Source organism: Paenibacillus sp. strain BS8-2 (genome assembly GCF_054483835.1).
In genome coordinates, this window is the sequence record NZ_CM137010.1 from 4,568,347 (window position 1) to 4,593,957 (window position 25,611).

Genomic DNA, 25,611 nt, shown 5'->3' on the forward strand with positions numbered 1-25,611 from the left:
TCGTGAATATACGAAACGTTAAGTGAAATTCCCGCAAGTGCATTTAAGTTCCAGAGCTTATTTTTATCATCGTCCTATTTACTCATCATTATCGAATTTGAAATTCAAAAGTATAATTGAAAATCAAAAGCGTGATAAAGTTCAAGGGCATATGGTAAAAGATGTATAGATGTTTAAAGGCATATTGAAGATGAAGGTCACTTGTTTAAGATCATAATTGAAGACTAAATGCGTATTGGATATTAGAGCATATATTTACGAGCATATTGAAAATCGAAAGCATATTGAAGATCAAGTTCATCTGTTTAAGATCATATTGGAAGATCAAAATCGAATTGAATATTAAGTGAGTATTTGAAGAACAAACCCGAATTAATAATCAAGAGTATTTGAAAGTATCGCAGTGGAGGCGGGAACATCACTTAACACCGTATTCACGCTGCGTCGCTGTCGCTCCTTGGTCCGGCCGAAGTAGGAAGAAGTGGTTTCGAAGAAGTGGATTCATTAACAGGGAAGCATAGTCAGCCGGACAACCCTGCAAGGCTAAGTGGCGGAGCCACCCGGCAATCTGGTCGCTTCGCTCGACCAGATCCGCTGCTTAAGCCTTTCGGGTTCGTGAATACAAAAACGTTAGATGAAATTACCGAAATCATTAAATGAGGTTATCAAAGATGAAAAACGATTTTAAAATAATGAATTATTATAATGAATTTGTTTCATGGTCGAGAACAGTGGATCATATTAATGATTGGGAAACGGACTATCCTCATTGGATGGAATTAATAAATGCGTTTGATATTTTCCTTCAAACCAATAATTATGAACATTGTAGTCAAGAAATAATAGATGCGTTTTTATATCTTATTGGGCGAGATAATGAACGAGAATATCTAGTGGAGTTATTGATAGAACACCCTAATTTTCTTGTACATCTAGCAAATCGTGGACTACATTATCCTGATCACGATACTCGATGGCAGCTTGTGTATTATGTAAGTAAACTATCTGACACTAATCAAGAAATTGAAGAACTAGTCAGATCATATTGGCAAGACTCTAACGAATATGTCAGAAGAAGAGCTTTATTAGCTCTAGGATCCATGAAATCTAAATATGCAGAAGAGCTGGCACTTGAAGCATATTCAACAGGTTATGAATATCAGAGAATTGCTGCATTAGAAGTATTACACATGATAAATTCCCAAAAACTTTTTGAATATCTGAAAGATAGTGAACAGAGTAATTCCATCATTATTAGAAATGCTACTCAAAGAATTAGAACTGAACGCGGGAACGACCAAGGAAGTCGGTAACTTCATCTAACACCATATTCACGCATCGGGCTACGCCCTCGGTCCGGACAGATGTAATTAGCAGGGGAGCAATAGCAGCCGGCCACACTCGACTTCGTCGAGCGTCGTGAATATACGAAACGTTATAAGAAATCCCCGAAACGACTCAAAAAATCAAAATACAAAGGAGAATCTAATGACGGATACATATAAAAGAAGTGTATTTGTGCTTTTGATATTAGTTGTATTAAGTGTTTTATGGAGTTCGTTCAGTTCATCAACTATGGAGGTCGTTACAATTGAAAAAGTAAGTAAAAATGAAATAACTATAAAAAATTTAAGTAATAGAGAAAGGACAATTAAGATACCAATCGATATATCAAAACTAGTAGAAGTGAATAAAATGTATACAATATCGTATGAAAAAAGAATATTGGACAGTCATAGACTTAAATACATATCTGGAAAATTACCCGAAACAATAAATTAATAATGAATACATAAACAAAGATTTTAGTAGACAGCGCTTCGAAGTCGGGGACATCTTATAACACCATATTCACGCATCGGGCTTTCGCCCTCGGTCCCAGAAGCGGCTTCAGGAAGTGGTTGCTGTGGACACACCCGACTTCGTCGGGCATCGTGAATATACGAAACGTTATATGAAAGGGCTGGAGATCTAAAAAATGGAGGGTTCTCAAATGAAGATGGATGCATTAGTTCTTAAACGATTACAAGAGCTCGAATCTAAAGCACATGCAGTAAATGCAACTTTGAAGCAAGATGATTGGGGATTTAGAAGAATAGACCACAAATTATTTCATGAGTGGGCGATTTCAGTGATGAATCTTCTCAATAATATATTTGGTGAAACAAGTGTTCACTATCAAAATTTTAAACAAAAGTATGATGGGGCAGACGGCACATATACTAACTTTGAGATATGTAATGGCATATTTAGATCAGCCAAAGATGATTATGAAGGTGGTTACGTATTTAATCTGAGATCTTTAGTAAGTATAGAAGTATTAGATAGTGTTATTGAACAAGCTGAACAATTAATGATTGCAGGATATAAAGATCCCGCGGCAGTAGTAATCGGAATAGTATTAGAAACATCATTAAAAGAATTATGTAACAGAAATTTAATACCGGTTGGTAAACTTGACCGGATGAATGCTGAGCTATGTAAAGCTAATTTATATAGTGTTGGAGTTCAAAAACGAATTACTGCATGGGCAGATATTAGAAATAATGCTGCACATGGAAAGTGGGATCAGTATAAAGTTGAAGATGTTGAAGACATGAAAAACGGTGTTAATAGATTCATTGCAGATTATTTGTAAGTAACGCTTCGACGACATCCCCATCATATAACACCATATTCACGCATCGGGCATTCGCCCTCGGTCCCAGAAGTGGCTCCAAGGAAGCTGTTGCTGTGGACACACCCGGCATTCGCCGGGCGTCGTGAATATACGAAACGTTAGGTGAAATCCCCGAATGCTTATAAATCAAAAAGGACTGATTTGATGACTTATGATTATATTCCATTATTTTTAGTGGTAATAATTCTCTTCCCTCTGGTGCTTGGAGGACTTGCACTTTTATTGATAATCAGAGCAATCAAAAAGAAAAATAGATTTTGAACTACTGTTTTAAGAAGGAGATAAATTTAATGGATTATTTATTGATATTAATAACTATAGTTGCTGTTATAGGATTGGCAGGGATCATAGGAAATCAATATTCAGGACTAAGGAGAATGGAATCAATTCAAAGATCATTAGATGATATAAATCAAAAGTTAAGGGAAATGAAATCTAATTAAGTGAGAACTGGATTTGACAACAAAAGAATCAAAGGGTAAATAAATGAAGGTTTATAAGAATATATGTGAGTATCTCAAGAAGTCGGGGACATCACCTAACACCATATTCACGCATCGGGCATACGCCCTCGGTCCCAGAAGCGGCTTCAGAGAAGTGGTTGCTGTGGACACACCCGGCATTCGCCGGGCGTCGTGAATATACGAAACGTTATAAGAAATCCCCGCAAATCAAAAAAATAAAGGACGTGAATAAATGGACAAGTTAGAAGATAGGTATCTAAGCCCTCAAATTGTTATGGCAAATCGATTTGTTAATTATCCTAAGCCAGATTGGAAAATAGCAATTCTTTGTTTTCGAGATTTTATTGGTTGTGATGCAATTGTAAAATGCTTTAATGCTAAGCCCTTAGATGGATTTAAAGTCTTTTATGGAATTGATGCACATGAAACTAAGAATCAAGTATTTGAATGTGAAATCAATGAAGTTAAAATTGGAATAATAACAAGACTTAGTTGGGGTGGTCCTCAAGCTGCAATATTAGTAGAGGAGCTTTCATATCTTGGTGTTCAATACGTTATTGGATACGGGGCTGCCGGGTCTATTAATATGAATTTTAATAAAGGCGACTTAGTAATTGGAACAAAATCATTAGTTACAGATGGAACTAGTTATACATATAAAAACGATAAAAAATCATTACATTGTAGTGACGAGCTATTACTGATCACAAAAGAAGAAACAAGTAAACCTGAATTACGAAAGTAGCCTTGTCTAGAAAATAGAAAAAGCGCCCCAATCTTTGGTAGAATGGTGTTTGTCGGAACAACATCACCCAAAGAGAGGAGCACCCATAAGGTGAAGTCTAACACAAAAATCACGAACTTGAAAACGGAATTTTCTATGAGAAATGCAACAAATTTTGCAGGCAGCAAGGTGGTCCTGGCCTTTCTCGAAACAATTGGCTTGGGCGAGGCTTTTCAGACCCTGGGTCTTTCAAAAGCAGCCAATGCTTTATTCCCTACCCATCGCATCCTTCAGTATCTCATAATAGGCTGGTTGCTCGGATGCGAACGTCTCTTTCATTTTAAATTGCTGCAGCAGGATGCTCTTATTCGTCATGCACTTGGCGGCCGCTTGCCTCATCATACGTTATTGAACAAGGAGTTGCTTCGCTTTGGCAAGTCACAGGAATCCTTCTTACCTAACTTGCGCGCGCTCAACTTCGACATCATTGCTCCGGCGCTTCCCGAACGTTCCATTCTCGATTTGGATTCATCCGTAGAAACCGTTTATGGTCATCAACAAGGCGCCGCTGTTGGCGTCAACAGTCATAAGCGAGGACGTAAGAGCTATCATCCCCTTCTCGTCTTTGAAGGACAATCACGGCTTCTCGTTAATGCCATGCTCCGATCAGGTAACACAAGCAGCTCCACGGATGTCCTTCCGTTTGCTGAGCAAACGCTCCAACTGTTGAGTGAACGAAAAATTAGTCATGTCCGATTCGACAAGGGCTTTGGCGGCGAAGACTTTTATGCGTTCTGGGAATTCAAGTCCATCGGCTATGTCGGCAAGCTGAAATGGACGAACCGTCTCGCCGAGCAAGTACATGCATGCGAGCACTGGACTCGTTTCGTCGATGATGAGGATTGGATCATCGAAGGCGTCGTCCTGTATTACAAAGCTACAACTTGGGACAAGACAAGGCGTGTGGCTGTTATTCGTAAGATGCAGCGATATGCGGACGATCATCCTCAGCTTGAACTGGACCTTCTCTGGCAGTATGAAGCAATGGTAACCACTGAGGCGTGGGAGGCCATTGATGTATGGCGCTTCTACAACCAGCGTTGCTGCATGGAGAACTACATCAAGGAAGGCAAAAATGGCTTCGCGATTCATCGTATTCCGACACAGTCGTTTGCTGCCAACGAGATTGACCTTCTGCTTAAGCTTTTGGCTTACAATCTGTTTGAACGTTTCAAACTACAATGCTGCGATCCGATTCATCGATCGTTTACCATCCAACGCTTTCGCAGAGAGTTCATTCATTGTGCAGGCGTGCTCGTACGAAGCGGTCGCCAGTTGACCTTAAAGTTGGCGGAAGCGTTCCAAAACCGATGGGCGTGGCTGCAAATGGAACGAAAAAGTATTTTACTGGAATAATGAATAATCCCATAATTAGTCTTGGAAAATGCCGTTGCCTCTTCATGTGGGGAAGGGGAGTTTGCAGCCTTTTTTCGAGAACAAACCGAATTTCGATAAAATCAATACCCACACATGGAACTTATTCCCTGTTTGTCCCATGTCAAAATCTTAATTCTATAGGCTTTCGTAATTCAGGTTGAAGAAGCATTAAATAATCAAAATTAAAAAGATCGCGAGGCCATAAGACATTTAGGTTAATAGAGTAAGGAATGAAAGGAGAACAAAATGTTAGGTGCCATTATTGGTGATGTAATCGGCTCAGTATTTGAATGGCATAATAATAAGTCCACAGAATTTAGTATGTATAGCAGATTTACAAGGTTCACTGATGACACTGTTTTGACAGTGGCCATTGCCGATGCCATATTAAGTAGGAAGAGACATCAAAACAAATTCGTAGATTATGTAGAGTGCAAGAAATTGTATGCAAATATGCTGCGTCATTACTATTCGCATTTTCCTAATGCCGGTTATGGACAAAAGTTTGAGGAATGGGCAAAAAATTCTACCTCTAAACCTTATAAGAGTTTTGGAAATGGATCTGCAATGAGAGTGAGTCCGATTGGATTTGCAAGTCAATCATTGGAGGAAGCTTTAAACCTGAATTACGAAAGCCTATAGAATTAAGATTTTGACATGGGACAAACAGGGAATAAGTTCCATGTGTGGGTATTGATTTTATCGAAATTCGGTTTGTTCTCGAAAAAAGGCTGCAAACTCCCCTTCCCCACATGAAGAGGCAACGGCATTTTCCAAGACTAATTATGGGATTATTCATTATTCCAGTAAAATACTTTTTCGTTCCATTTGCAGCCACGCCCATCGGTTTTGGAACGCTTCCGCCAACTTTAAGGTCAACTGGCGACCGCTTCGTACGAGCACGCCTGCACAATGAATGAACTCTCTGCGAAAGCGTTGGATGGTAAACGATCGATGAATCGGATCGCAGCATTGTAGTTTGAAACGTTCAAACAGATTGTAAGCCAAAAGCTTAAGCAGAAGGTCAATCTCGTTGGCAGCAAACGACTGTGTCGGAATACGATGAATCGCGAAGCCATTTTTGCCTTCCTTGATGTAGTTCTCCATGCAGCAACGCTGGTTGTAGAAGCGCCATACATCAATGGCCTCCCACGCCTCAGTGGTTACCATTGCTTCATACTGCCAGAGAAGGTCCAGTTCAAGCTGAGGATGATCGTCCGCATATCGCTGCATCTTACGAATAACAGCCACACGCCTTGTCTTGTCCCAAGTTGTAGCTTTGTAATACAGGACGACGCCTTCGATGATCCAATCCTCATCATCGACGAAACGAGTCCAGTGCTCGCATGCATGTACTTGCTCGGCGAGACGGTTCGTCCATTTCAGCTTGCCGACATAGCCGATGGACTTGAATTCCCAGAACGCATAAAAGTCTTCGCCGCCAAAGCCCTTGTCGAATCGGACATGACTAATTTTTCGTTCACTCAACAGTTGGAGCGTTTGCTCAGCAAACGGAAGGACATCCGTGGAGCTGCTTGTGTTACCTGATCGGAGCATGGCATTAACGAGAAGCCGTGATTGTCCTTCAAAGACGAGAAGGGGATGATAGCTCTTACGTCCTCGCTTATGACTGTTGACGCCAACAGCGGCGCCTTGTTGATGACCATAAACGGTTTCTACGGATGAATCCAAATCGAGAATGGAACGTTCGGGAAGCGCCGGAGCAATGATGTCGAAGTTGAGCGCGCGCAAGTTAGGTAAGAAGGATTCCTGTGACTTGCCAAAGCGAAGCAACTCCTTGTTCAATAACGTATGATGAGGCAAGCGGCCGCCAAGTGCATGACGAATAAGAGCATCCTGCTGCAGCAATTTAAAATGAAAGAGACGTTCGCATCCGAGCAACCAGCCTATTATGAGATACTGAAGGATGCGATGGGTAGGGAATAAAGCATTGGCTGCTTTTGAAAGACCCAGGGTCTGAAAAGCCTCGCCCAAGCCAATTGTTTCGAGAAAGGCCAGGACCACCTTGCTGCCTGCAAAATTTGTTGCATTTCTCATAGAAAATTCCGTTTTCAAGTTCGTGATTTTTGTGTTAGACTTCACCTTATGGGTGCTCCTCTCTTTGGGTGATGTTGTTCCGACAAACACCATTCTACCAAAGATTGGGGCGCTTTTTCTATTTTCTAGACAAGGCTACTTTCGTAATTCAGGTTAAAGGAATCTAAAAGATCAGCAATGGTCACGCATAACCACAAGCAAGGAATTAAAGGAGCACAAGCGATAGCTTCTGCAGTATATTTGGCAAACGCTGGACATACAAAATCCGAAATTAAACAATATATTCAAAAAACATTTAAATATAACTTGGAACAAAGTTTAGACGATATTAGACCGAATTATACTTTTGATCCAAGTTGTCAGGGTTCTGTTCCTCATGCCATCATTGCATTTATTGAGTCAGAAGATTTTGAAGATGCTATTAGAAAAGCCATTTCGCTTGGTGGAGATAGTGATACAATCGCGTGTATGGCAGGCGGTATAGCACAAGCTTATTACAAAAATATGCCTAATGAAATGGTTTCAGGAGTAATGATGAGGTTAGATTCAAGCTTTAGGTCTACCATAAGAAGGTTCAATGATCGATACGGGATTATATTATAGTTATCATAGAACTCAGATATTTACTCACTCATTTTTTTGGAATATGATGGTATAATAGGTGAGCTATTTGAATCTTTGAAGAATTTAAGCCCCACTCCAGGATAGGGCCGAAGATGGTTTTTTAATCATATCAAGTTCATGTGAAAAATCTATTGTAAAGGAACTACTCATGAATAAATTGATTAATAAATATCTATTTTATTTGGGCATCTCCATGGTAGTGACGTTTGTCTGTTATCAAGGAGTAGTTTCCTTCTTTGAAGATAATCCTAAATATAGACTCATTGTTTACAATACTTCTGTTGATAACGATCGAGAATTATATGAAAGTATCAAAGATCCTGAAAATCATATTAGCTTTATTAGCTATGGGGTGCTAGATCATCCTGATAAAAGAATTAATGTCTCTCAAACACCTCTTTATGTGATCGTAAAGAAAAAGAATCAAGAGATTATTTATGTGACGAATAAACTGAATGATTTGAACGATTACATTTTGAATCAACTGCAGTAGGATAGAAACGGAATAGAAATTCAAGTTACATAAACCGACTAAAAGGAATAGGGAAGGAGACAACAAATTGATTCTTCAAGGGAATATAATAGCGATTGTCATTCTTGTCCTTTCCATTATTGTATTGGGGCCATACGGCATTGTAATCCTCATCATCATCTTATTTGGAATGGTATTCAGCACCTATCAGAAGAATAAACAGATAAGTGTCGATCTACAAATGATTAGAGAAAAATTAGGCTTGCTGAGAGAAGAAGAAAAAGTGGAAATAGAATTAAAACGAAGTGAAGAAGAATATAAAAATGCAATTCGAGATCCAGAATTTATGACAGAAATCGATAAACAAATAGAAGAAGAACTTGAGAAGCACGTTTCAGAGAATGATCGTTTAAAAGATAATAAGGATTAAGCGGATTGAGATCCTCACAATTATGTGGGTTTAAGAGACAAATTCAAAAAATGGGAGGAGTTCATTTGATTATAAGAGTATTGCTTGAATCAGATGCACAACTATACCAAGAGTTACGATTACGTGCATTATTAACCAATCCCGAGGCGTTCGGTTCGACTTATGAGAGAGAAAGTACCTTTTCTATGGCATTCGTAATGGATCGAATTAAACCGAATAAGGACAAATTTATTTTAGGAGCCCTGGATGATCACGGTTTTTTGGCGGGGACTGTAGCTCTTATTCGAGATAATGGAATAAAGTCACAACATAAAGCCAACATTTATGGAATGTATGTGTCAGAGGAATATAGAGAGCAAGGAATTGGGCAATCACTGATGAAAGAATTGATAAGAATGGTAAGAGGTATGGATGAACTTGAACAATTGAAATTGAGTGTAGTCACAACTAATGATCAGGCAAAGAGGTTGTATCAATCAGTCGGGTTCGAAACATACGGATTAGAACGCAATGCCTTAAAGTATAATGGCCAATATTACGACGAAGAATTAATGGTATTGCAATTGTAACGTATTGAATAGACAAGTATATCATTGAGTTGGAGTGAGCAAATGCATCCATATATTCGATTAGAAAATGAAAGAATTATTCTTGAAACGATGAAATACGAGGATATCTCAAAGTTGTGGAAAGACAGTATTTCAGAGGAAGTGTGGCGTTTTCTCCCTAAACGATTTGAAAGTGTAGAAGATCTTGAACGAATTTATCGTCAATCATTGATTAATTATGAGCGCGGAGTAGAACATCCATTTACTGTGTTTGATAAGGTGGAAAATGAATTTGTAGGCTCTACGAGATTTATGAATATCTCAAATGAGTACAGGAATCTAGAAATCGGATGGACTTGGTTCATCCCAAAGGTATGGAATACTCGGGTAAACACGGAATGTAAGTACCTTCTTTTGAATTACTGTTTCGAAGAACTGAATATGTTAAGAGTTGGATTCAAGGCAGATAGCCGTAATGAAAGATCTGATCGAGCGATTAGGCGATTAGGCGCACAAAAAGAAGGAGTTCTTAGGAAATTCGGAATCATGCAAGATGGATTCATTAGAGATGCTAATATGTATAGCATCATCGATTCGGATTGGCCTCAAATCAAACAAAGATTCGAAAATGTCCTGCTCAAGTAGTCGAATACAAAAATATAAAATTTGATCGGAGACAATATGGGAACACTAATCAATTGCCGTGTTTGTAATCATCAAGTTTCATCTACTGCAAGTTTTTGTCCTCACTGCGGTGATCGTTCACCTGTTCCAATGAAGGATAACCTAAAATATGGTTTGTCAGGCTTTATGATTATAGGAATCATTATTTTGATTATAGTTGGACTCATTAATTATTTATTTTATTAATGGTTACTTGTGGAGGGATCTTGGCGATGAGTGAATTCAGCGCAAGCTATCATTTAAGAGCAACGGATCGAACAAAGGTTGAAGAACTAATCAAAAGCTCAGGTCATAAAGAGGAGAAGACCGATGGGGATCAAGCGAAACGAAGGTGATCATTTGAACAGGTTAAACCGAATAAGGTCAGAAGAGAAAAAATATCATGATTATTGTTATGATAATTATAATCTATTTGAATCAGGTTCATGGCTTCATAAACCAGTTCAAACGGTACTGGATATTTTGAGACAGTTTGACGATTATGATACACTTACGGTTCTGGACTTGGGTTCAGGTATCGGTAGAAATAGCATTCCAATTGCAGAAACCATAAAAAATCGTCATGGAAAAGTGGTTTGTGTTGATTTACTTGAATCCGCCATATTGAAGTTGATCGACAATAGTAAAAGATATGATGTTCAGTCCATTATTGACGCCCGATTATCAGATATTGAAAACTTTAAGATCAAACAAAATGAGTATGACATGATTATCGCCGTTTCGGCATTAGAACATGTCAGTAATGAAGAGACACTCGCGCAAAAACTAACAGAAATGAAAATGGGCACGACCGATCACGGAGTCAATTGTATCATCATCGGTTCAAATATAAATGAAATCAATTTATTAACGAATGAAAAATGTGATCCGCAGTTTGAGATAAATCTAACAACCGTAAACATGTTAAATCTATTAGACACGCAGTATGAAGGATGTATGGTGCTACAAGATGTCAAGACAGTTATTTTAATATAGTTAAGGTGTGAAATGATTCACAAGTTTTTATTAAGGCTTCGGTATAGGAGGTCCTATCCCTTATCTGAGATGGAATAACAGTTAATCATTCCCTGCATGATGTTGTCCACAGGTGGAGGACAAAGCTCAAGCGAAGGCGCGGGAGGAAAGGTTCTTCCTCCGTTACTCAGATGTGAATTTAAGCACGACTTCACGGTTATACACAACAGCTGGCGTGTGCTTCTGCAAGGACTGGTGCGGCAGATAGTGGTTATGAAGATGAATATAACTACGGATGCCGTTTCGAGCCTCACGTGGACTGTTGTAGTCATTCAGATAGATCTCATTGTACTTCAGACTGCGCCAAAACCGTTCGATGGCAATATTATCGGTTGCGCGACCTTTGCCATCCATACTAATGCGAACGTAGTTCTCTTTCAGCAAATCAATGTATTGTGGACTTGTGAAATGGCTCCCTTGATCACTGTTCACAATGCCCGGCTTGCGCCTTGCCAGTGCCCGTTTCATCGTCTCGAGTACAAAACCAATTTCTAGGCTCTGATCAAGCTGCCAGTCTACGATATAACGGGAATACCAGTCTATAATGGCGTATAAGTACATCCATCCCTGCTTCAGCCGAACATAGGTGATGTCCACACTCCAGACCTGATCCGGCTCTGTAATCGCCAATTTACGTAACAGATAGGGATAGATTCGATGTTGAAGATCACGTTTGCTCAGGTTCGGACCTGGGTAGATCGCCATGATTCCCATTTCGCGCATATAGCGCCTTACCGTATTTTCGTGAATCGCGTCGTTCTCCCGATTCATAATCGAAGCGATCGTTCGATAGCCCATGAACGGGTGCTTTGTGTAAAGCTCATCAATTCGGTGCTTGAGGCGAATTTCCTCCGGAGATGGAGGCACCGGCTTGTAATACAGGCTGGAGCGGTTCAGGCTTAAGAGATCCGCTTGTACGAAGATAGAGTGCTCTGGGCAGTCCCATTCCAATAAATCTACACGCTCATCACGGGATAGATTAGAGGCCAGATTTTTTTTTGAGCCACGACAATTGGGTCGTTAATCTGCCAACCTCGCCGTAGAGTTCTTCGATTTGCTGCTCGTATTCCTGTTTCATTTTCGTGATGCCTTTACGATCATCGACAAACAATTGAGAAAGGTTTTGAACGGCTTCCGATTTCCACCGGTTGAGGACATTCGTATGAATTCCCTCCTCCGTTGCGATCTGTGACAACGTCTTTTCTTCCTTTAGAATTTCCAGTACAATACGTGCCTTCTCTTCTGGGCTGAACTTTCTTCTGCTGGTCGTCATACAACTAAGAAACTCCTTTTTTGCTGTCTAGATTATATGTAGCATTATAATGGGAGATCAAAAAGAGAACGATTAAACAGTTGGCATACAATATTAACAGAAACGACCAAGAAATTAAGCTCCTGACAGATTGTATAACTTTTGTAGCTAAAAAGCCTTGCAGTCAATTATGACTGGACAATTCAATACGGTATAATTGCAATAAACAAAGTGAATGACGAGGAGGGCTACATGTCCTGGAGCAAAGTGAAACAACAGCTAGTGTCTTTTCTCGCTCCTGCATTAAGTGAAAGGGTGGAGTATCAAGCGACTGGATACAAATATATACCCGATAAAGCAGGGCTGTGTTATATAGCCGTTGATAAAAAAAATATTCTCAATATGAACGATACGACGACTTCAATTAAATGGTTTAAATCGGAGCTGGAGATAAAAAATGATTCCGTATTTCAAATACCGATTACTCATGGTGAACTTGAAGCCGTTCGAACGGAAACCAAAGGAAAAGCGCCTGAGGAGCGTCTGCGGGAAATGGTGCGAAGCCGCAAAATATCAGGGATAGCAAAAGAGCTTTTCCTCGTTCAAACCGCTTTAAGTAAATCAAACTTTATGGTCGAAGCAAATCGATTCCTGTCCCTTCCAATTCAGGAAAGCTTAGAATGTAATGAAATTTTATTAAATATTTTGGCATTAGTAGACAGGCGAGTTGGGAAAAAAAGAATTCTGCAGATGGAGGAGACGATAAAGTTAAAACATCCTGCAGTTCAATATTTTTACGAACTACGTATTCAAACGATGTCATGAAGGAGAAGCTTTAGAATGTGAGGGGATTTGAATAGAATATACAAAACTCGGAAATTCCGGTTTGGATGTCTCCCGGTTTTGTCTGGGCTGTATGAATTTTGGAATAGCGGAGCGATGGATTCATCAATAGGTGCTTGATGAAGAGCAGGGTCGTCCTATAATTAAGAAAGCGATCGAGCTTGGAATCAATTTTATAACCGCCCATAAGGGCGGTTATTTTTCGGAGAAGTAACATTCAACTATAATTGAAACACAGATTAATGAATGAATGCTTCTGGCTAGATCGTTCCATATGTTTTACGATAGGCCCAATGATTAGTAGGTCCGATGCCGCCGCCGATCCCGATATCTTGTTCGATGGCAGCTTGTATGAACGCTTTAGCTTGGCGAAGCGCTGGCTCGATTTCGAGACCTTGAGCAAGTCCAGCAGTCAGTGCGGCAGAGAAGGTGCAGCCCGTACCATGAGTATGAATCGTGTCTATCCGCTTCGTTGCAAATTCGGAGAATCCGGATCCATCATAGAGCAGATCGATAGCTTCTTCTCCGCTCTCATGTCCGCCCTTCATGATAACATATCGAATACCAAGGTCAGCCAATCGTCTTGCGGCATCACGTTTGTCCGCAGAAGACCGAATCGTCATTCCTGTCAGTCGCTCGGCTTCGGGGATGTTAGGTGTAACCACATCAACGAGCGGGAGAAGCATCGTCTTAAACGCTGTTAATGCAGCCTCTTGCAGCAGAACGGAACCACCTTTCGCTACCATTACGGGATCAACGACGACACGCGTCCACTTGAATTCTCGCAGTGAAGCGGCTACGGCTTCAATAATGTCATGACTGAACAACATGCCAGTCTTGATGGCATCGACGCGAATATCGTTGCCGATTGAACGTATTTGCATGGACACGGCCTCAGGGCTTAACGGATAAACTGCTTGCACACCAGTCGTATTCTGAGCGGTAACTGCAGTAAGGGCTGACATACCGTATACACCTAACTCTTGAAATGTTTTCAAGTCGGCTTGGATCCCTGCACCGCCACTGCTGTCTGAGCCCGCAATCGTAAGCGCACGAGGAACCTGTTGCTCCGAAGGATGTTCTATTAGTTGCATCAAGATCGAAGCTCCTCTCGTCTCGTTGGGTCAAAACGCGTAGGTGAGAAATATGAATAATAGCTTGGCATCACTTTGTTCTCGAGTCGATCGGCAATGAGCTTGGCGGTAATTGGACTGAGCAGAATACCATTACGATAATGCCCCGCTGCGAATAAGACTTGTGCCGTTTGATCTAGCTCCCCGATTAATGGGAAACCGTCCTGCGTGGACGGTCGTAGCCCAGCCCACTGATGGAAGGGGACATGTGAGGCAAGAGCCGGAATGAGCTGCTTGTTCCAGCCTAGCAACCGATCTATGCCGCGTTTGGTAACGGTTGTATCGTATCCGGCGACATCCTCCGATGCACCGCAGACAAGCGTCCCGTTCGCCTTCGCAACCAGATATCCTTGATTGCAAAATAACATATGGCGTATCGCTTTGCTTTCATCACCATAATGAATCTCGTCATGCGTATAAGCACAAATTTGGCCGCGGATCGGATAGATCGGGAGTGGGATGTCAAAGGAGCTGGACAGATCCTGAGCCCAAGCACCTGAGCAAACGACAAGCCGATCACCTTCGAATCGGCGGCCATCACTTGCTTCCAGAAGGATACTCTCTTGCGACTGAACAACCGTTACTTGTCCAAGTTGCTCGTGGATGATAACGCCAGATGCGCGACAACCATCTTCGAGCGCTCTAACATAGTCCGGCGCGTAGAGATGACTTTCTTCTGGCGTGTAGAGGGCTGCCTTCACCTCGCGCGTCAAGAGCGGAACCATCTCGAATAACGCATCACCTTCTAGTAGAGTGCCGGATGATCCATGTTGACGCTGCCACAGCAATCTGCCCTCTAGCACCTGCCGATCTGCTTCGTGATAGGTGAGGTATAGGCTTCCTGATTCGGTATATTCGAAGCTGATAGATGATCGCTCTCGAACCTTCTCGATCCAATCTGGATACAATCGTAAGCTATCCTGGCATAATTGAAAAAATGGATCAGGACCATCCATATTCTCGGAATATGGGGCAAGCATACCGGCAGCAGCTCCTGAAGCTTGTCCGCCGCAATTTAATGACTCGAGCACGGTTGTCTGATATCCACGACTCTGCAGTTCAAGTGCTACGGATAAACCAATAACACCGCCGCCCATAATCAAGATCGTTTCACTCATGTATGTGACCAGCTTTCTCTAGTAGGAATACGAGTCTAGCTTAACTTCAAATTGTCGAATCCGCTGCTTGCCGTAGCGTATTTCTTCTTAGCAATCCGGCCCGACAAGTAGGCAAGTCTGCCAGCTTCGATCCCGAGACGCATAGCTGTCGCCATACCGATGGGGTCTCTGGCCTTTGCAACAGGTGTATTCATAAGTACGCCTGCGCAGCCTAACTCCATGGCTTGAGCGACATCGCTAACAGAGCCTAATCCAGCATCCACGATGATCGGTACGGAAGCCTCCTCAACAATGAGTCCGATATGATAGGGATTCAGGATACCAAGACCTGTTCCGATAGGCGCGCCACCAGGCATAACGGCTGCTGCACCAGCTCCTTCTAGCCGCTTACAGAGAATGGGATCATCGGATGTGTAGGGCAGAACGGTGAATCCTTCCTTTACGAGCTGCTCAGTGGCACGCAGAGTCTCGATCGGATCGGGCAACAAGGTCCGTTCATTGGCACTGATTTCGACCTTCACCCAGTCACTTAACCCTGAGGCACGTGCGAGACGCGCAATACGTATCGCTTCTTCAGCCGTTCGAGCTCCTGATGTGTTGGGAAGAAACGTGAATTTATGCTGTTCGATATGCTGCAGGATGGAGTCATCCTCAGCGGAAGATAAATTGACTCGGCGAATTGCGAAGGTTAGCACTTCTGCGCCAGATGCTTTTATAGCTTCTTGTTGAATATATGGATTCGGGAACAACCCGGTTCCGAGAAACAATCGGGAAGTCAACTCGATACCGCCAATTCGTAATATATCTTTGTTCATCATTCAGCCTCCTCCGACAAAGTGGACCAATTCGATTCTGCTGTCCTCATACACGTTGGTAGAAGTCCATTGTTCCTTGGACAATACAATTCCATCGGCTTCAACGACGATCGGTTTGTCCAGCAGGTCGTAATGTGCGACAATATCCGCCACCGTAACAACATCCATCTGTTCGAGCTTTCCATTCACTATGATTTTCATTTCGCTTGCACCGTTCGGTTAATCTTGTAAAGGAACGCTTCGCATGTTCCCTTGACATCTTGACTGCCTACAATCTCGCTGACTGCACAGATTCGTGTTGCACCGGCAGCTAGCACCTCGTCCACGTTATGGAGCTTGATGCCGCCGATCGCTACGAATGGAATTTGAATCGTGTCAGCTACTTGGCGGACATAGGATACTGTGACTGGATCCACCACATCTGCTTTGGTAGCTGTAGGGAAGACGGGACCAACGCCAATGTAATCGGCGCCTTGCTGCTCGGCGAGTAATGCTTCTTCGATTGCATGCGTAGAGATGCCGATAATTTTGTCTCCCATAAGCTTACGAGCTTCTGCAAGCGGCAAATCGCCTTGTCCGAGATGAACCCCGTCAGCATCTACTTCCAGTGCGATATCAATATAATCATTGACGATAAAGGTGACGTTGTATTTGCGAGTCAAGTCGCGCAGTGCTCTAGCTTTGTTCAATAACTCGTCTCGATCGCTAATCTTGTCTCGAAGTTGAATGATGTCTACACCACCAAGAATAGCTTCTTCCATAACCTCTACAAGCTCGCGTCCGGGATGGAATACCTCGCCAGTTATCGCATAGAGCCGGAAATCCTTCAATTGAGTCAACTCCTATCGTCTAATAACTTTTTTAACTTCCGATGTATCGGTCATAGATAATCTTGGCGCGTACAAGGTCGTCTGTTCCTTGTACGAGAACTCGACCATCCGGGAAAAGTACGATCCGCTCACCATCCGGAAGCTCTGCACGAAGCAAGTAGTTGTTTAACGTCAAGCTCATGGCGACTGCTCTTAATCGCGGCTCCCAGGAAGCTAGATCTAGAGGACCCTTGCCTGCAAACTGGATTGTCTCTCTGCCACACAAAGAGATGGCATCATCTGATGCTGCTTCTAATGCAGGATATTGTTTCAATTGACAGCAAGGGCAATCCTTGCGAGGCTCTCCGAGCTTCATTTCGAAAATATGATTGTTCCAAATATCGATTGAGAGCAGTCCGCCTCTCCGGGCAGCTTCGGCACCAACAAGCACTTTCAGCGCTTCCGTAGCTTGGAATGAGGCGATGATATCTACGATGGGCGAAATGACGCCGATCATATCACAGGTTTGTCCGCTCGAATCGCCAGCAGGGACGAAACAGCGGAAGCAAGGTGTTACCCCTGGAATCAGAACGGCGCTCATCCCACGGGAGCTAACGGCTCCACCGTAGATAAAGGGGATACTTTGGCGGAAACAGGCGTCGTTAAGCAGGAAACGAGTGTTAAAGTTATCCGTACCATCGAGCACAAGATCGATGTCTTCGAGCAATTGATCTATTGTATGAACGGTCACATCCATGACTAATGCTTCGACCCGCACTTCAGAGTTAATGCGGTTAAGCTTTTTCTGTGCTGCAATGGCCTTCGGATAACCTTGATGAACATCGTCTTCGTCATATAGGAGCTGGCGTTGTAGATTGCTGGCTTCCACATAATCCCGATCAACGATTCGTACAAAGCCTACACCGGCTCTAACCATGTGATTCGCGAGAACAGTACCAAGTGCGCCCATACCGACAATACATACCGAGCTGTCCTTTAATTTCTGTTGACCGGCTTCACCAATGGGAGCGAATAAAATTTGTCTTGAATACCGTTCGTTCATGTGAGCTTCCCTCGCTTATAAATTCCGGAAAACCAATTCCGGGTCTAATTCTTGCTTCAGTTGACCTTGTACTTGCAGCCACTCGATGACCGATTGCCAAGAATCGAGTGATTGAGAACCGAATGACTCATTGCCCGCATCCATTAAGGGGAGCAGAATGTCTAAGCTTTGTTGTTCGATAACCGCATCTAGCGGGTATTCATTGGTTTGCTTATCGAGCAGGAGTTGTAGAGCTTCTTTCGGATGCTCTGAGGTATATTTCTGACCTTTGGCCGCTGCTTCGATAAATTTACGATAGGAATCTGCCTTCTTATCGGCGCCGTCCTCACTTGCAATTAGAACCAGTTCATAATAGTCAGGAACGCCAAATTGCGATGGATCGAAGGTAACAAGCTTGGCGCCTTCCTTCTCGAGAAGCAGCTTCTCGTGATTCACATAACCACCCACGATTGCGTCCACCTTCCCCGTCGTGATGGCCGGCATGAGATCCCAACCGATATCCTGGAATTGTAGAGCGGATGCGTCACCACCATCAGCTTGGACCATCGTACTGACAATGGCTTCGTCCAATGGGATGGAAGGATAGCCGACTACTTGACCAACTAAGTCCTTTGGACTCTGTATACCGCTGGATTCAAGAGCGAACACCCGATTCAGCGGATGTCTTACAATTGCGGCCAGCGACACTACCGGAATATCTTCTGCCCGAGAAATGGCTACTTGCATCTGATAGCTGAGGGCAAGATCCGCTTTGCCACTCGCCACGAGCTTAATCGCATCATTGGTTCCTGCCGGAGTCTGCAGCTTCACTCGTAGACCAGCTTCTTCGAAGTAACCTTGTTCCTCAGCGGCATACAAGAAGGTATGTACTGCATTGGGATACCAGTCAAGCAGGATAGTCACGTCTTCTAGCTTGGGTTCATCTGTTGTGCTCGTGGAGCAGCCCGTAAATAACAAGGTGCTTGTGGTCGTAATGGCTATAGTCAAGCGTAATGTAGAAAAGAAAGAATGTCTATTCTTCAAATGATCTCAGCTCCGGTTTCTATAATGATTATAAACGATATATGAATAAGATTACGTTCTTCGATAGGAAAGCAACAACCGCTCCATCCACCATACGAAAAGGAACAACACGATGCCCATAAGAGACAGAAGCAAGACGCCAGCAAAAACCTCATCTCCAGATAACATGTTGGAAGCGCGCTTCGTATACATACCTAGTCCCGATTGACCACCGAGCCACTCGCCAAGCGTTGCGCCGCCAACACTGATTGCGGCTGCCAGCTTAAGACCGGTTAGAAATCCGGGTAATGCAGAGGGCAGCTTCCACTTTATCAAGAGCTGGAATCTGCTTGCACCCATTGTACGTAGCAAATCACCAGTATCCTGGTCTGCACCACGAAAGCCAGATGCCGTATTAACCGCAATTGGAAAGAAGGTAAACAGGATAACAACTGCCACCTTACTGCCGAGCTCATAGCCGAACCACATCACCATAATCGGAGAAAGGGCGACGATCGGTATGGTCTGAGAGGCCACAATAAGGGGATACAAGGTACGTTCGACCAGCTTGAATTGATCGATTACGACTGCGATAAGTACCCCAAGCAAGACCGAAAATCCTAGTCCGAGTACCGCTTCCCATAAAGTGACGCCGAAGTGGCGGATCAAAGGCTGTCGATCCTCCCATAAAGCGGCTAAGACATCTGATAATCTAGGAATCATGTAATGTGGGATACCGGCGAGTGGGGGACCAATTTCCCATAATCCGCACAAAAGCATAAGAAACACGACAAGCGGAACTTGCTGACGAGTAGTTGTCAACATTCTCTGACTCCATGCCCTCATATCCGCGACGCCTCCCGAGTGGGAAGGAAGTCGTTTTCTTGATCTTTGTACAGCATAAGCAAATGTCGTTTACATTCAATGAATGAAGGCTCCATCACCACTGTCTGGCGTCTAGGGCGGGGGAGTGGGACCTTCATCACACGAAACGATGTGATCGGCGCCCGCGAAGCGACAAGAACACGATCAGATAGCAGAAGTGCTTCATCAACATCATGTGTAATGAATAGCACGGTCTTACGGTGCAGCTCCCATGTCTGAAGCAGCCACTCCTGCATGGAGATTCTCGTCATTGCGTCCAGCGCGCCAAATGGTTCATCGAGCAATAGCAGCTCACCGCCGCCTAACAGCGATCGAAGAAAGGAGACACGCTGGCGCATGCCGCCTGATAACTCATGCGGATATTTGCGCTCAGTGCCGGAGAGTCCCATACTCGGAAGCAGCTTCAGTACTTCGTTGCGGGCTTCCTTGCGTCGCATGCCGCGCAGCTCTAGTCCGATTGCAGCGTTGTCCAGCACGGTTCGCCAAGGCATGAGTCCGTCGCGCTGCGGCATATAACCGATGCAGCCTCGTTTAGCAGCTGCGACAACGTCTAATCCTTCCTTCCCGACGCGAATGGAACCGTTCGTAGCAGGGAGAAGACCTGCTAGAAGGCGGAACAATGTTGTTTTGCCCATGCCGCTCGCAGCAAGCAAGCTGACGAACTCACCTTCTCGCAGCTCAAAGCTGAGACCGTCGAATAGTGGCGGCGCTTCAGGAAAGTGAAAATCTAAGCTCTCTACAGATAAGGCTAACGCTGAGATTGAACTTTGAAATTTGTTGTCGCTCACACAGGCCACTCTTCGAGCCGATATGCCATATCCCAGAACATATATTCAAGCCGCGAAGTCGTTAAGAAATGCTCCTCGAGGACAGCAAGCTCACGTTCCGGCAATCCTTCGGCCAGCTGGTTCATCTGATCGATGCACCAATTCGTCAATTCGCCAAATTCGTCGGAGCTGTACATCAGAATCCATTCACTAAACAAAGGATGATCCAGTGCTCCGGGAATTGCGGCGAATGCGACGCCAATCTCGCGGTAGCTCCACATGCAAGGCAATAGTGCGGCCAATACCTGTGCAAGCGATCCTGATGTCGCCACATCTAACATATATTTGGTATAGGCGATTGTAGTGGGCGAAGGTTTGGTCTGTTCCAGCTCAGCTCTAGAAACGCCGAAACGTTCGGCATATTGACGGTGCAGCTCCATCTCGACATTCAGTGTAGAGTGGTAGAGTTCTGCAAATCGATGCATCGTATCTAGATTCGGTGATTTCACGCTAGCAATTGCAAACAGCTTGGCATAATCAATCAGATAAACGTAATCTTGTTTCAAATAAAAGATGAATCGATCTTTGCTTAACGAACCATCTTGAAGCTCAGTCAGAAACGGATGTCGGTGGCTCTTCTCCCATATGGGGTGACTAGACTCATATAGACGATCGCTGAACAAGGTCAATGGAGTATCATCCTTTCCTTCGTATGGTGTGGAACATCCACTAGTGATTTATTTGTATTGCACCAGTTGATGATAAAACCGATCAGTACTTGCGTATATTGGATAAGCTCGTCCAAATCGACGTTTTCATCTATCGCATGAGCATGTCGCAGCTCACCCGGACCATAAATAACAGTCGGAATTCCTGTTCTGGCAATCCATCCTGCATCGGTCACTGTGGAACTCATCCCAATTTCAGGCGCGGTGCCAAGAAGAGCTTGATGGTTGTTTGCGAGCTCCTTTAATCCGGCAGCTTCAAGATTCAGTGCTAGTGAAGGAAATATTTCGCCACGCTCCTCGATCATGGATCGACCTCCCCATTTGAAGGTGGGGGGATGCAAGCGAAGCCAAGGATCGCTCGCGGCTGCTCGCAGCAGATGATCTTCAATTTCACTTGTTATACGTTCGAAATCTTCGTCAGGATAGAAGTGAACCGTAATCCAGAGCGCACAACGATCTGCAACAAAAGCTGCATGCCGCCCGCCTTCGATAACGGCTGGATTAATTGTATTAGAACCAGCAGGGAAGCCCGGATATGTTTTTGTTACCGCCCAATGCCTCTCCAGCTCTTGTAAGGCAGTCAGTAGCTTCATCATCTTCTCAATCGCGCTTGCGCCATTCATGCCGCCGCCGGCATGAATCATCCGACTACGCAGGCCATCATGATGGGTCTCGGGACTTTGAATCGTGATCCAGCCTGTAATGACACCGCCTTGACCTTGAATAGCAAGAGAATTGGTATCGGCCACGATGGCAAAGTCTGCCTCACAGCCTCTTTCCATGCAAGCGCGAGTACCGGCTTCTCCGGCTTCTTCGCCTATAACGGATTGCACAAGCAGATCACCTTTAAGTGGAACAGCCTGCTCATGCAATAGCTTGAGCGCAAATAAGATTGCGGCTAGTCCACCTTTCATGTCGGCGACCCCGCGGCCATATAAACGGTTATTGGCTAAAGTAAGTTTGAAGGGGTCATGGCTCCAGCCAGTTAGATCGCCTACCTCAGCGACGTCGATATGCCCATTGAGAAGCAGGCTGCGATAATCGGCGCTAGAAGATCCGCGTTTAGTCGCTGTAACATTGGGATCACCTGGATAGACATCCCATCGGGAAGTTTCGAAACCAAAGGATTTAAGCTGAGACTCAACAAAACGTTGCGCTTGTTCGGTATTGCGAGCGGGGGGACTGACAGTGGGGAAAGCAACTAATTGCTCAAGAAGATGGAGTAATTCGTCTTGCCTCGTTGCGACCAGCGCTTGCATGTGTTGGATAAGTTGATGCGAAGTTTGTTGCATGGACATTACACAAACACCTCCTTGGACGATTGCCAGGATAGCGCCGGACAAAGAAAAAAACCATCCGAGAATAAACGAATGGCTTCAATTCGACTAGTTCTCTACGCCAGCATTACCTGGTTCAGATTAACGGTCAGGGAAACGAGTTCCCACTCTCAGCCAGACTTCATCCAGCCCCCGTACATTATGCAATTGCTCCCACTATAAACCAGGTGATTGAAAATGGCAATACAAAAATTGTAGAACGGTTATTAATTAACCACATAAATTAATCGTAAGTATATAGGTTAGAAAGAGTAATTAATCGAACGTTATTCCTTCTACTGTGTGGTAAAAGATGGTACAATACGATAACAATTGCATCTTCAAGCGATATTGTTTTGAATGCTACTAAATAGAAGGGAGATCCAAATGAAACGAATCTTTATTATGATGATAACTATTGGCGTTATTTTCTTAACTTCTTGTCAACAACAAGATCCATCCGCAATCGAGAAGGAAACAGTTGAAGGGTTCATAATCGAGGAGTCCGATGGAACAAGTAGCTATAAAAAAGTAAATGCCATTACTTATGTAAAGGAAAATAAACACGTACTAATATTCAGAATTCGTATCATTGAAGATTATTATGATGCCTCTGGAACCTTCGTCAAAACAGAGATCATGCATTCGTACTCCGAAAAATCTAAAATGTTGATGACTAATGATAGGGACGAGAAAAGAGTAGAAGTGAACGGGCCCGCCACCATTAATCTCCCAGACGATACAGCCTATTACTCCAACTCGAAGTTAAATGATAAACAGCGTGAAGAAATAAGAGAACATGTCATGCAGGTCACTGGGGAGTTGGAGCTAGAGTTTTAAAAGAACGATCAAAGGAGCTTTATATGATGACGCAACTTTCGCTAAACGAATTTCCTACGTTATCTTCACCAATCGTATGGGGACCGGTACATGCTACATTTGCTTTAACCAAGCAAACCGACGAAAAATGGGTAAGCAATGTGAGCATCGTACCCTATACCGAGCAAGGTTATGTGATCTTTCAGATCGAAAGTGGTATGTGGGAGTTACCTGGAGGGACGCTTGAACCAGGTGAACATTATTTGGATGGACTTCGCCGTGAAGTAATGGAGGAGCTAGGCGGGCAGCTGGAGTCTTATACGATATTCGGTCAATTTAATTGCAAATCTGATGCAGAGCATCCTTACCGAGCGCATATTCCTCATCCGAACTTTGTTCGAATCATGGGATTCGGGCAAGTTTCATTAGTAGGTGAGCCGCTTAATCCGCCTGATGGCGAACAAGTCGTGGCGGTTGAGGTCGTTCAAATCGAAGAAGCCATTCGCAGATTCGAGAGTGTTGGCAGGTCGGATTTAGCCGAGCTGTACCTTGCTGCAGATTTTATTCGCAAACAAATGGAGGTTGTGTCTAATGGGAACAGCATATGAACGGATTTTGCCAGAGCATGAGAAGTTTATCCGTGAGCAGCATCTGTTTTTTGTCGGAACAGCAGCACCAGACGGTCATGTCAATCTATCTCCCAAAGGGCATGATGTCTTTCGCCAGTTATCACCTAACCGTGTAGCTTATTTGGACCTGACTGGCAGCGGCAATGAGACGAGCGCCCATCTGTCCGTGCTGGACCGCATTACATTTATGTTCGTCGCGTTCCAAGGTAAGCCGCTCATTCTTAGATTGTATGGCCGAGGCGAGGTCATTCTACCAGGGACGGAAGCTTGGGAAGTATTAGCACCGGAATTCGTGCTGCTGCCTGGGTATCGACAAATCATCGTAGCCGAAATTGATATCGTCAAGTCATCTTGCGGTTTCAGTATCCCTTATTACGGATATGAAGGAGAGCGCGACACATTATTAACGTGGGCGAACAACAAAGGTGAAGAGAAATTGACGGAATACCGCAAAACAAAAAATGCAACCAGCATGGATGGAATCTTGACGCCTATTGGCGAAACGTTCTTAAACGATTAAAGGTAGATTGGAATAAGGAGGTCTGTCATATTGTCGAGTAAAATGAGACTAATGGCTTGGATCAGCGCATTCGTTGTTGGTTTAAGTTTAATTGGGATCGATCATCGCGGGGTTCAGACAATCGATCATTTGTTTCAACTGTTAGGCTGGAAAGCTTGGAGCAAGGGTGATGGTTCAGGTCTACATATTTCATTGTTGGTCGCTCTTGTGCTGGTCGGATTAGGCACATGGGGGCTTCACCGCGAACTTAAAGCTAGATACAAACATCCTGGCAGGAGAATTGTATTAGCGGCGATTGGATTTCTGATTGTATTCCCTTCGACAACCTATGTGCTATTACTCGGAGCTCACTGGAACTCGACTGGCATATCAGCCCTCGATTATTCCAAAGAATCGAAATGTAACTGGCATTGGGCAGATGAATTAGTGGTCTATCAGTGTAATCTTAAGCTCATCAATCATAGTGCTTCCGATCAGCTCGTTGAAGTAAGACCGCTTGTACATGTAGAAACGGAAGATCTAATTGAACCGCATACGATTCTGTTATCCTCGCATTCGAAGCGTCAATATGGTCTTACTTTCGTTAGTAAGCCTAATGTAACCCAAATGCAAGGTTTCTCCACCGAAATCGGTGTTCAATTCCGGCAAGGTGACGAAGTGAAAGTAGTCAGATGGTATTAGTTTAGCTTGCATATAGTTCATCCACCTTCGACAATTTGAAAGTAAACATAAAGAAACCGTAACTTAGTGAAATGGGGCTCGATCAGCCATTTCGAT

At 43.6% G+C, this 25,611-nt stretch carries 31 protein-coding genes and 2 pseudogenes; 20 read left to right on the forward strand and 13 right to left on the reverse strand.

The window, feature by feature from the left end; genetic code table 11:
• Positions 1-671 precede the first annotated feature (671 nt).
• From ACX1C1_RS19725 to ACX1C1_RS19750, 6 genes are all read left to right on the forward strand, one after another.
• Positions 672-1,313, forward strand: coding sequence for a HEAT repeat domain-containing protein (locus tag ACX1C1_RS19725; RefSeq protein WP_458953842.1), 642 nt, complete (start codon positions 672-674; stop codon positions 1,311-1,313).
• Positions 1,314-1,993: 680 nt separating this feature from the next.
• The gene (locus ACX1C1_RS19730) at positions 1,994-2,638 is read left to right on the forward strand and encodes a hypothetical protein (RefSeq protein ID WP_458953871.1); all 645 of its coding nucleotides are present in this window, start codon (positions 1,994-1,996) and stop codon (positions 2,636-2,638) included.
• 332 nt (positions 2,639-2,970) lie between these two features.
• Positions 2,971-3,123 carry a hypothetical protein gene (locus tag ACX1C1_RS19735; RefSeq protein ID WP_458953872.1) on the forward strand — a complete coding sequence of 51 codons (153 nt, stop codon included), beginning with the start codon at positions 2,971-2,973 and terminating at the stop codon, positions 3,121-3,123.
• A 253-nt stretch (positions 3,124-3,376) separates the two neighbouring features.
• Entirely contained in the window at positions 3,377-3,889 is a 513-nt protein-coding gene (locus ACX1C1_RS19740; RefSeq protein ID WP_458953873.1) for a phosphorylase family protein, read from the forward strand.
• A gap of 90 nt (positions 3,890-3,979) precedes the next feature.
• Positions 3,980-5,284: an IS1380 family transposase gene (locus tag ACX1C1_RS19745; RefSeq protein WP_458953874.1), complete on the forward strand. Its 1,305-nt coding sequence runs from the start codon at positions 3,980-3,982 to the stop codon at positions 5,282-5,284.
• A gap of 267 nt (positions 5,285-5,551) precedes the next feature.
• Positions 5,552-5,947, forward strand: coding sequence for an ADP-ribosylglycohydrolase family protein (locus ACX1C1_RS19750; RefSeq protein ID WP_458953875.1), 396 nt, complete (start codon positions 5,552-5,554; stop codon positions 5,945-5,947).
• Between the two features lie 156 nt (positions 5,948-6,103).
• Here ACX1C1_RS19750 and ACX1C1_RS19755 read toward each other — a convergent pair whose 3' ends face one another.
• Positions 6,104-7,408 carry an IS1380 family transposase gene (locus ACX1C1_RS19755; protein WP_458953874.1) on the reverse strand — a complete coding sequence of 435 codons (1,305 nt, stop codon included), beginning with the start codon at positions 7,406-7,408 and terminating at the stop codon, positions 6,104-6,106.
• Positions 7,409-7,531: 123 nt separating this feature from the next.
• Between ACX1C1_RS19755 and ACX1C1_RS19760 the strand changes: the two are divergent.
• From ACX1C1_RS19760 to ACX1C1_RS19795, 8 genes and pseudogenes are all read left to right on the forward strand, one after another.
• Positions 7,532-7,966 (forward strand): annotated as a pseudogene (locus tag ACX1C1_RS19760) (ADP-ribosylglycohydrolase family protein); the annotation flags it as partial.
• 169 nt (positions 7,967-8,135) lie between these two features.
• Entirely contained in the window at positions 8,136-8,480 is a 345-nt protein-coding gene (locus ACX1C1_RS19765; protein ID WP_458953876.1) for a hypothetical protein, read from the forward strand.
• A gap of 67 nt (positions 8,481-8,547) precedes the next feature.
• Positions 8,548-8,889, forward strand: a complete 342-nt coding sequence (locus ACX1C1_RS19770) for a hypothetical protein (RefSeq protein WP_458953877.1) — start codon at positions 8,548-8,550, stop codon at positions 8,887-8,889.
• A 65-nt stretch (positions 8,890-8,954) separates the two neighbouring features.
• On the forward strand, positions 8,955-9,458 hold the full coding sequence (locus ACX1C1_RS19775) for a GNAT family N-acetyltransferase (RefSeq protein ID WP_458953878.1): 504 nt from the start codon (positions 8,955-8,957) through the stop codon (positions 9,456-9,458).
• A 42-nt stretch (positions 9,459-9,500) separates the two neighbouring features.
• Positions 9,501-10,082, forward strand: coding sequence for a GNAT family N-acetyltransferase (locus tag ACX1C1_RS19780; RefSeq protein ID WP_458953879.1), 582 nt, complete (start codon positions 9,501-9,503; stop codon positions 10,080-10,082).
• 36 nt (positions 10,083-10,118) lie between these two features.
• Positions 10,119-10,307, forward strand: coding sequence for a zinc-ribbon domain-containing protein (locus tag ACX1C1_RS19785; protein WP_458953880.1), 189 nt, complete (start codon positions 10,119-10,121; stop codon positions 10,305-10,307).
• Between the two features lie 26 nt (positions 10,308-10,333).
• The gene (locus ACX1C1_RS19790; protein ID WP_458953881.1) at positions 10,334-10,456 is read left to right on the forward strand and encodes a hypothetical protein; all 123 of its coding nucleotides are present in this window, start codon (positions 10,334-10,336) and stop codon (positions 10,454-10,456) included.
• Positions 10,431-11,096 carry a class I SAM-dependent methyltransferase gene (locus ACX1C1_RS19795; protein WP_458953882.1) on the forward strand — a complete coding sequence of 222 codons (666 nt, stop codon included), beginning with the start codon at positions 10,431-10,433 and terminating at the stop codon, positions 11,094-11,096. Before ACX1C1_RS19790 ends, ACX1C1_RS19795 begins: the two co-directional genes overlap by 26 nt.
• A 162-nt stretch (positions 11,097-11,258) precedes the next feature.
• On the opposite strand, the gene ACX1C1_RS19800 is transcribed toward ACX1C1_RS19795, so the two are convergent.
• Positions 11,259-12,408, reverse strand: a protein-coding gene (locus tag ACX1C1_RS19800; RefSeq protein ID WP_458953848.1) for an IS3 family transposase whose coding sequence is annotated in 2 segments (ribosomal slippage) — positions 11,259-12,135 and positions 12,134-12,408 — 1,152 coding nt in all. Because the reading frame shifts where the segments join, the coding sequence is not laid out codon by codon here.
• A 231-nt stretch (positions 12,409-12,639) separates the two neighbouring features.
• Here ACX1C1_RS19800 and ACX1C1_RS19805 point away from each other — a divergent pair.
• Positions 12,640-13,212, forward strand: coding sequence for an SF0329 family protein (locus ACX1C1_RS19805; RefSeq protein WP_458953883.1), 573 nt, complete (start codon positions 12,640-12,642; stop codon positions 13,210-13,212).
• A 31-nt stretch (positions 13,213-13,243) separates the two neighbouring features.
• Positions 13,244-13,405 (forward strand): annotated as a pseudogene (locus ACX1C1_RS19810) (aldo/keto reductase); the annotation flags it as partial.
• Positions 13,406-13,490: 85 nt separating this feature from the next.
• Here the strand turns inward: ACX1C1_RS19810 and thiD are convergent.
• Genes thiD through ACX1C1_RS19865 form a run of 11 tightly spaced genes read right to left on the reverse strand, consistent with a single transcriptional unit; the run spans position 13,491 to position 22,842 of the window.
• Positions 13,491-14,324: a bifunctional hydroxymethylpyrimidine kinase/phosphomethylpyrimidine kinase gene (gene thiD, locus ACX1C1_RS19815; protein WP_458957738.1), complete on the reverse strand. Its 834-nt coding sequence runs from the start codon at positions 14,322-14,324 to the stop codon at positions 13,491-13,493.
• Positions 14,324-15,481: a glycine oxidase ThiO gene (thiO, locus tag ACX1C1_RS19820; protein ID WP_458953884.1), complete on the reverse strand. Its 1,158-nt coding sequence runs from the start codon at positions 15,479-15,481 to the stop codon at positions 14,324-14,326. Before thiO ends, thiD begins: the two co-directional genes overlap by 1 nt.
• Positions 15,482-15,516: 35 nt before the next feature.
• Entirely contained in the window at positions 15,517-16,296 is a 780-nt protein-coding gene (locus ACX1C1_RS19825; RefSeq protein WP_458957739.1) for a thiazole synthase, read from the reverse strand.
• Positions 16,297-16,299: 3 nt separating this feature from the next.
• Positions 16,300-16,497 carry a sulfur carrier protein ThiS gene (gene thiS, locus ACX1C1_RS19830; protein WP_458953885.1) on the reverse strand — a complete coding sequence of 66 codons (198 nt, stop codon included), beginning with the start codon at positions 16,495-16,497 and terminating at the stop codon, positions 16,300-16,302.
• Positions 16,494-17,126, reverse strand: coding sequence for a thiamine phosphate synthase (gene thiE / locus ACX1C1_RS19835; protein WP_458953886.1), 633 nt, complete (start codon positions 17,124-17,126; stop codon positions 16,494-16,496). The genes thiS and thiE overlap by 4 nt, the downstream gene beginning before the upstream one ends.
• A gap of 31 nt (positions 17,127-17,157) precedes the next feature.
• Complete coding sequence (locus ACX1C1_RS19840; protein ID WP_458953887.1) at positions 17,158-18,168, reverse strand: ThiF family adenylyltransferase; 1,011 nt, start codon at positions 18,166-18,168, stop codon at positions 17,158-17,160.
• Between the two features lie 15 nt (positions 18,169-18,183).
• Positions 18,184-19,191 (reverse strand): ABC transporter substrate-binding protein, encoded by a 1,008-nt coding sequence (locus tag ACX1C1_RS19845; protein WP_458953888.1) that lies wholly within the window; start codon positions 19,189-19,191, stop codon positions 18,184-18,186.
• Positions 19,192-19,242: 51 nt separating this feature from the next.
• Positions 19,243-20,016, reverse strand: coding sequence for an ABC transporter permease (locus ACX1C1_RS19850; RefSeq protein ID WP_458953889.1), 774 nt, complete (start codon positions 20,014-20,016; stop codon positions 19,243-19,245).
• On the reverse strand, positions 20,013-20,843 hold the full coding sequence (locus tag ACX1C1_RS19855) for an ABC transporter ATP-binding protein (protein ID WP_458953890.1): 831 nt from the start codon (positions 20,841-20,843) through the stop codon (positions 20,013-20,015). Before ACX1C1_RS19855 ends, ACX1C1_RS19850 begins: the two co-directional genes overlap by 4 nt.
• Positions 20,840-21,511 carry a thiaminase II gene (gene tenA, locus ACX1C1_RS19860; protein ID WP_458953891.1) on the reverse strand — a complete coding sequence of 224 codons (672 nt, stop codon included), beginning with the start codon at positions 21,509-21,511 and terminating at the stop codon, positions 20,840-20,842. Before tenA ends, ACX1C1_RS19855 begins: the two co-directional genes overlap by 4 nt.
• Positions 21,508-22,842, reverse strand: coding sequence for an acetylornithine deacetylase (locus tag ACX1C1_RS19865; protein ID WP_458957740.1), 1,335 nt, complete (start codon positions 22,840-22,842; stop codon positions 21,508-21,510). Before ACX1C1_RS19865 ends, tenA begins: the two co-directional genes overlap by 4 nt.
• 411 nt (positions 22,843-23,253) lie before the next feature.
• On the opposite strand from ACX1C1_RS19865, the gene ACX1C1_RS19870 reads away from it, so the two are divergent.
• From ACX1C1_RS19870 to ACX1C1_RS19885, 4 genes are read left to right on the forward strand one after another with little or no spacing between them, the layout of a single operon-like run.
• On the forward strand, positions 23,254-23,706 hold the full coding sequence (locus ACX1C1_RS19870) for a hypothetical protein (protein ID WP_458953892.1): 453 nt from the start codon (positions 23,254-23,256) through the stop codon (positions 23,704-23,706).
• A gap of 23 nt (positions 23,707-23,729) precedes the next feature.
• On the forward strand, positions 23,730-24,293 hold the full coding sequence (locus tag ACX1C1_RS19875) for an NUDIX hydrolase (RefSeq protein ID WP_458953893.1): 564 nt from the start codon (positions 23,730-23,732) through the stop codon (positions 24,291-24,293).
• A complete protein-coding gene (locus ACX1C1_RS19880) occupies positions 24,277-24,834 on the forward strand; it encodes a pyridoxamine 5'-phosphate oxidase family protein (protein ID WP_458953894.1) in 558 nt (185 codons plus the stop codon). Before ACX1C1_RS19875 ends, ACX1C1_RS19880 begins: the two co-directional genes overlap by 17 nt.
• 30 nt (positions 24,835-24,864) lie before the next feature.
• Positions 24,865-25,515 carry a hypothetical protein gene (locus tag ACX1C1_RS19885; RefSeq protein ID WP_458953895.1) on the forward strand — a complete coding sequence of 217 codons (651 nt, stop codon included), beginning with the start codon at positions 24,865-24,867 and terminating at the stop codon, positions 25,513-25,515.
• The last annotated feature ends 96 nt before the right edge of the window (positions 25,516-25,611 follow it).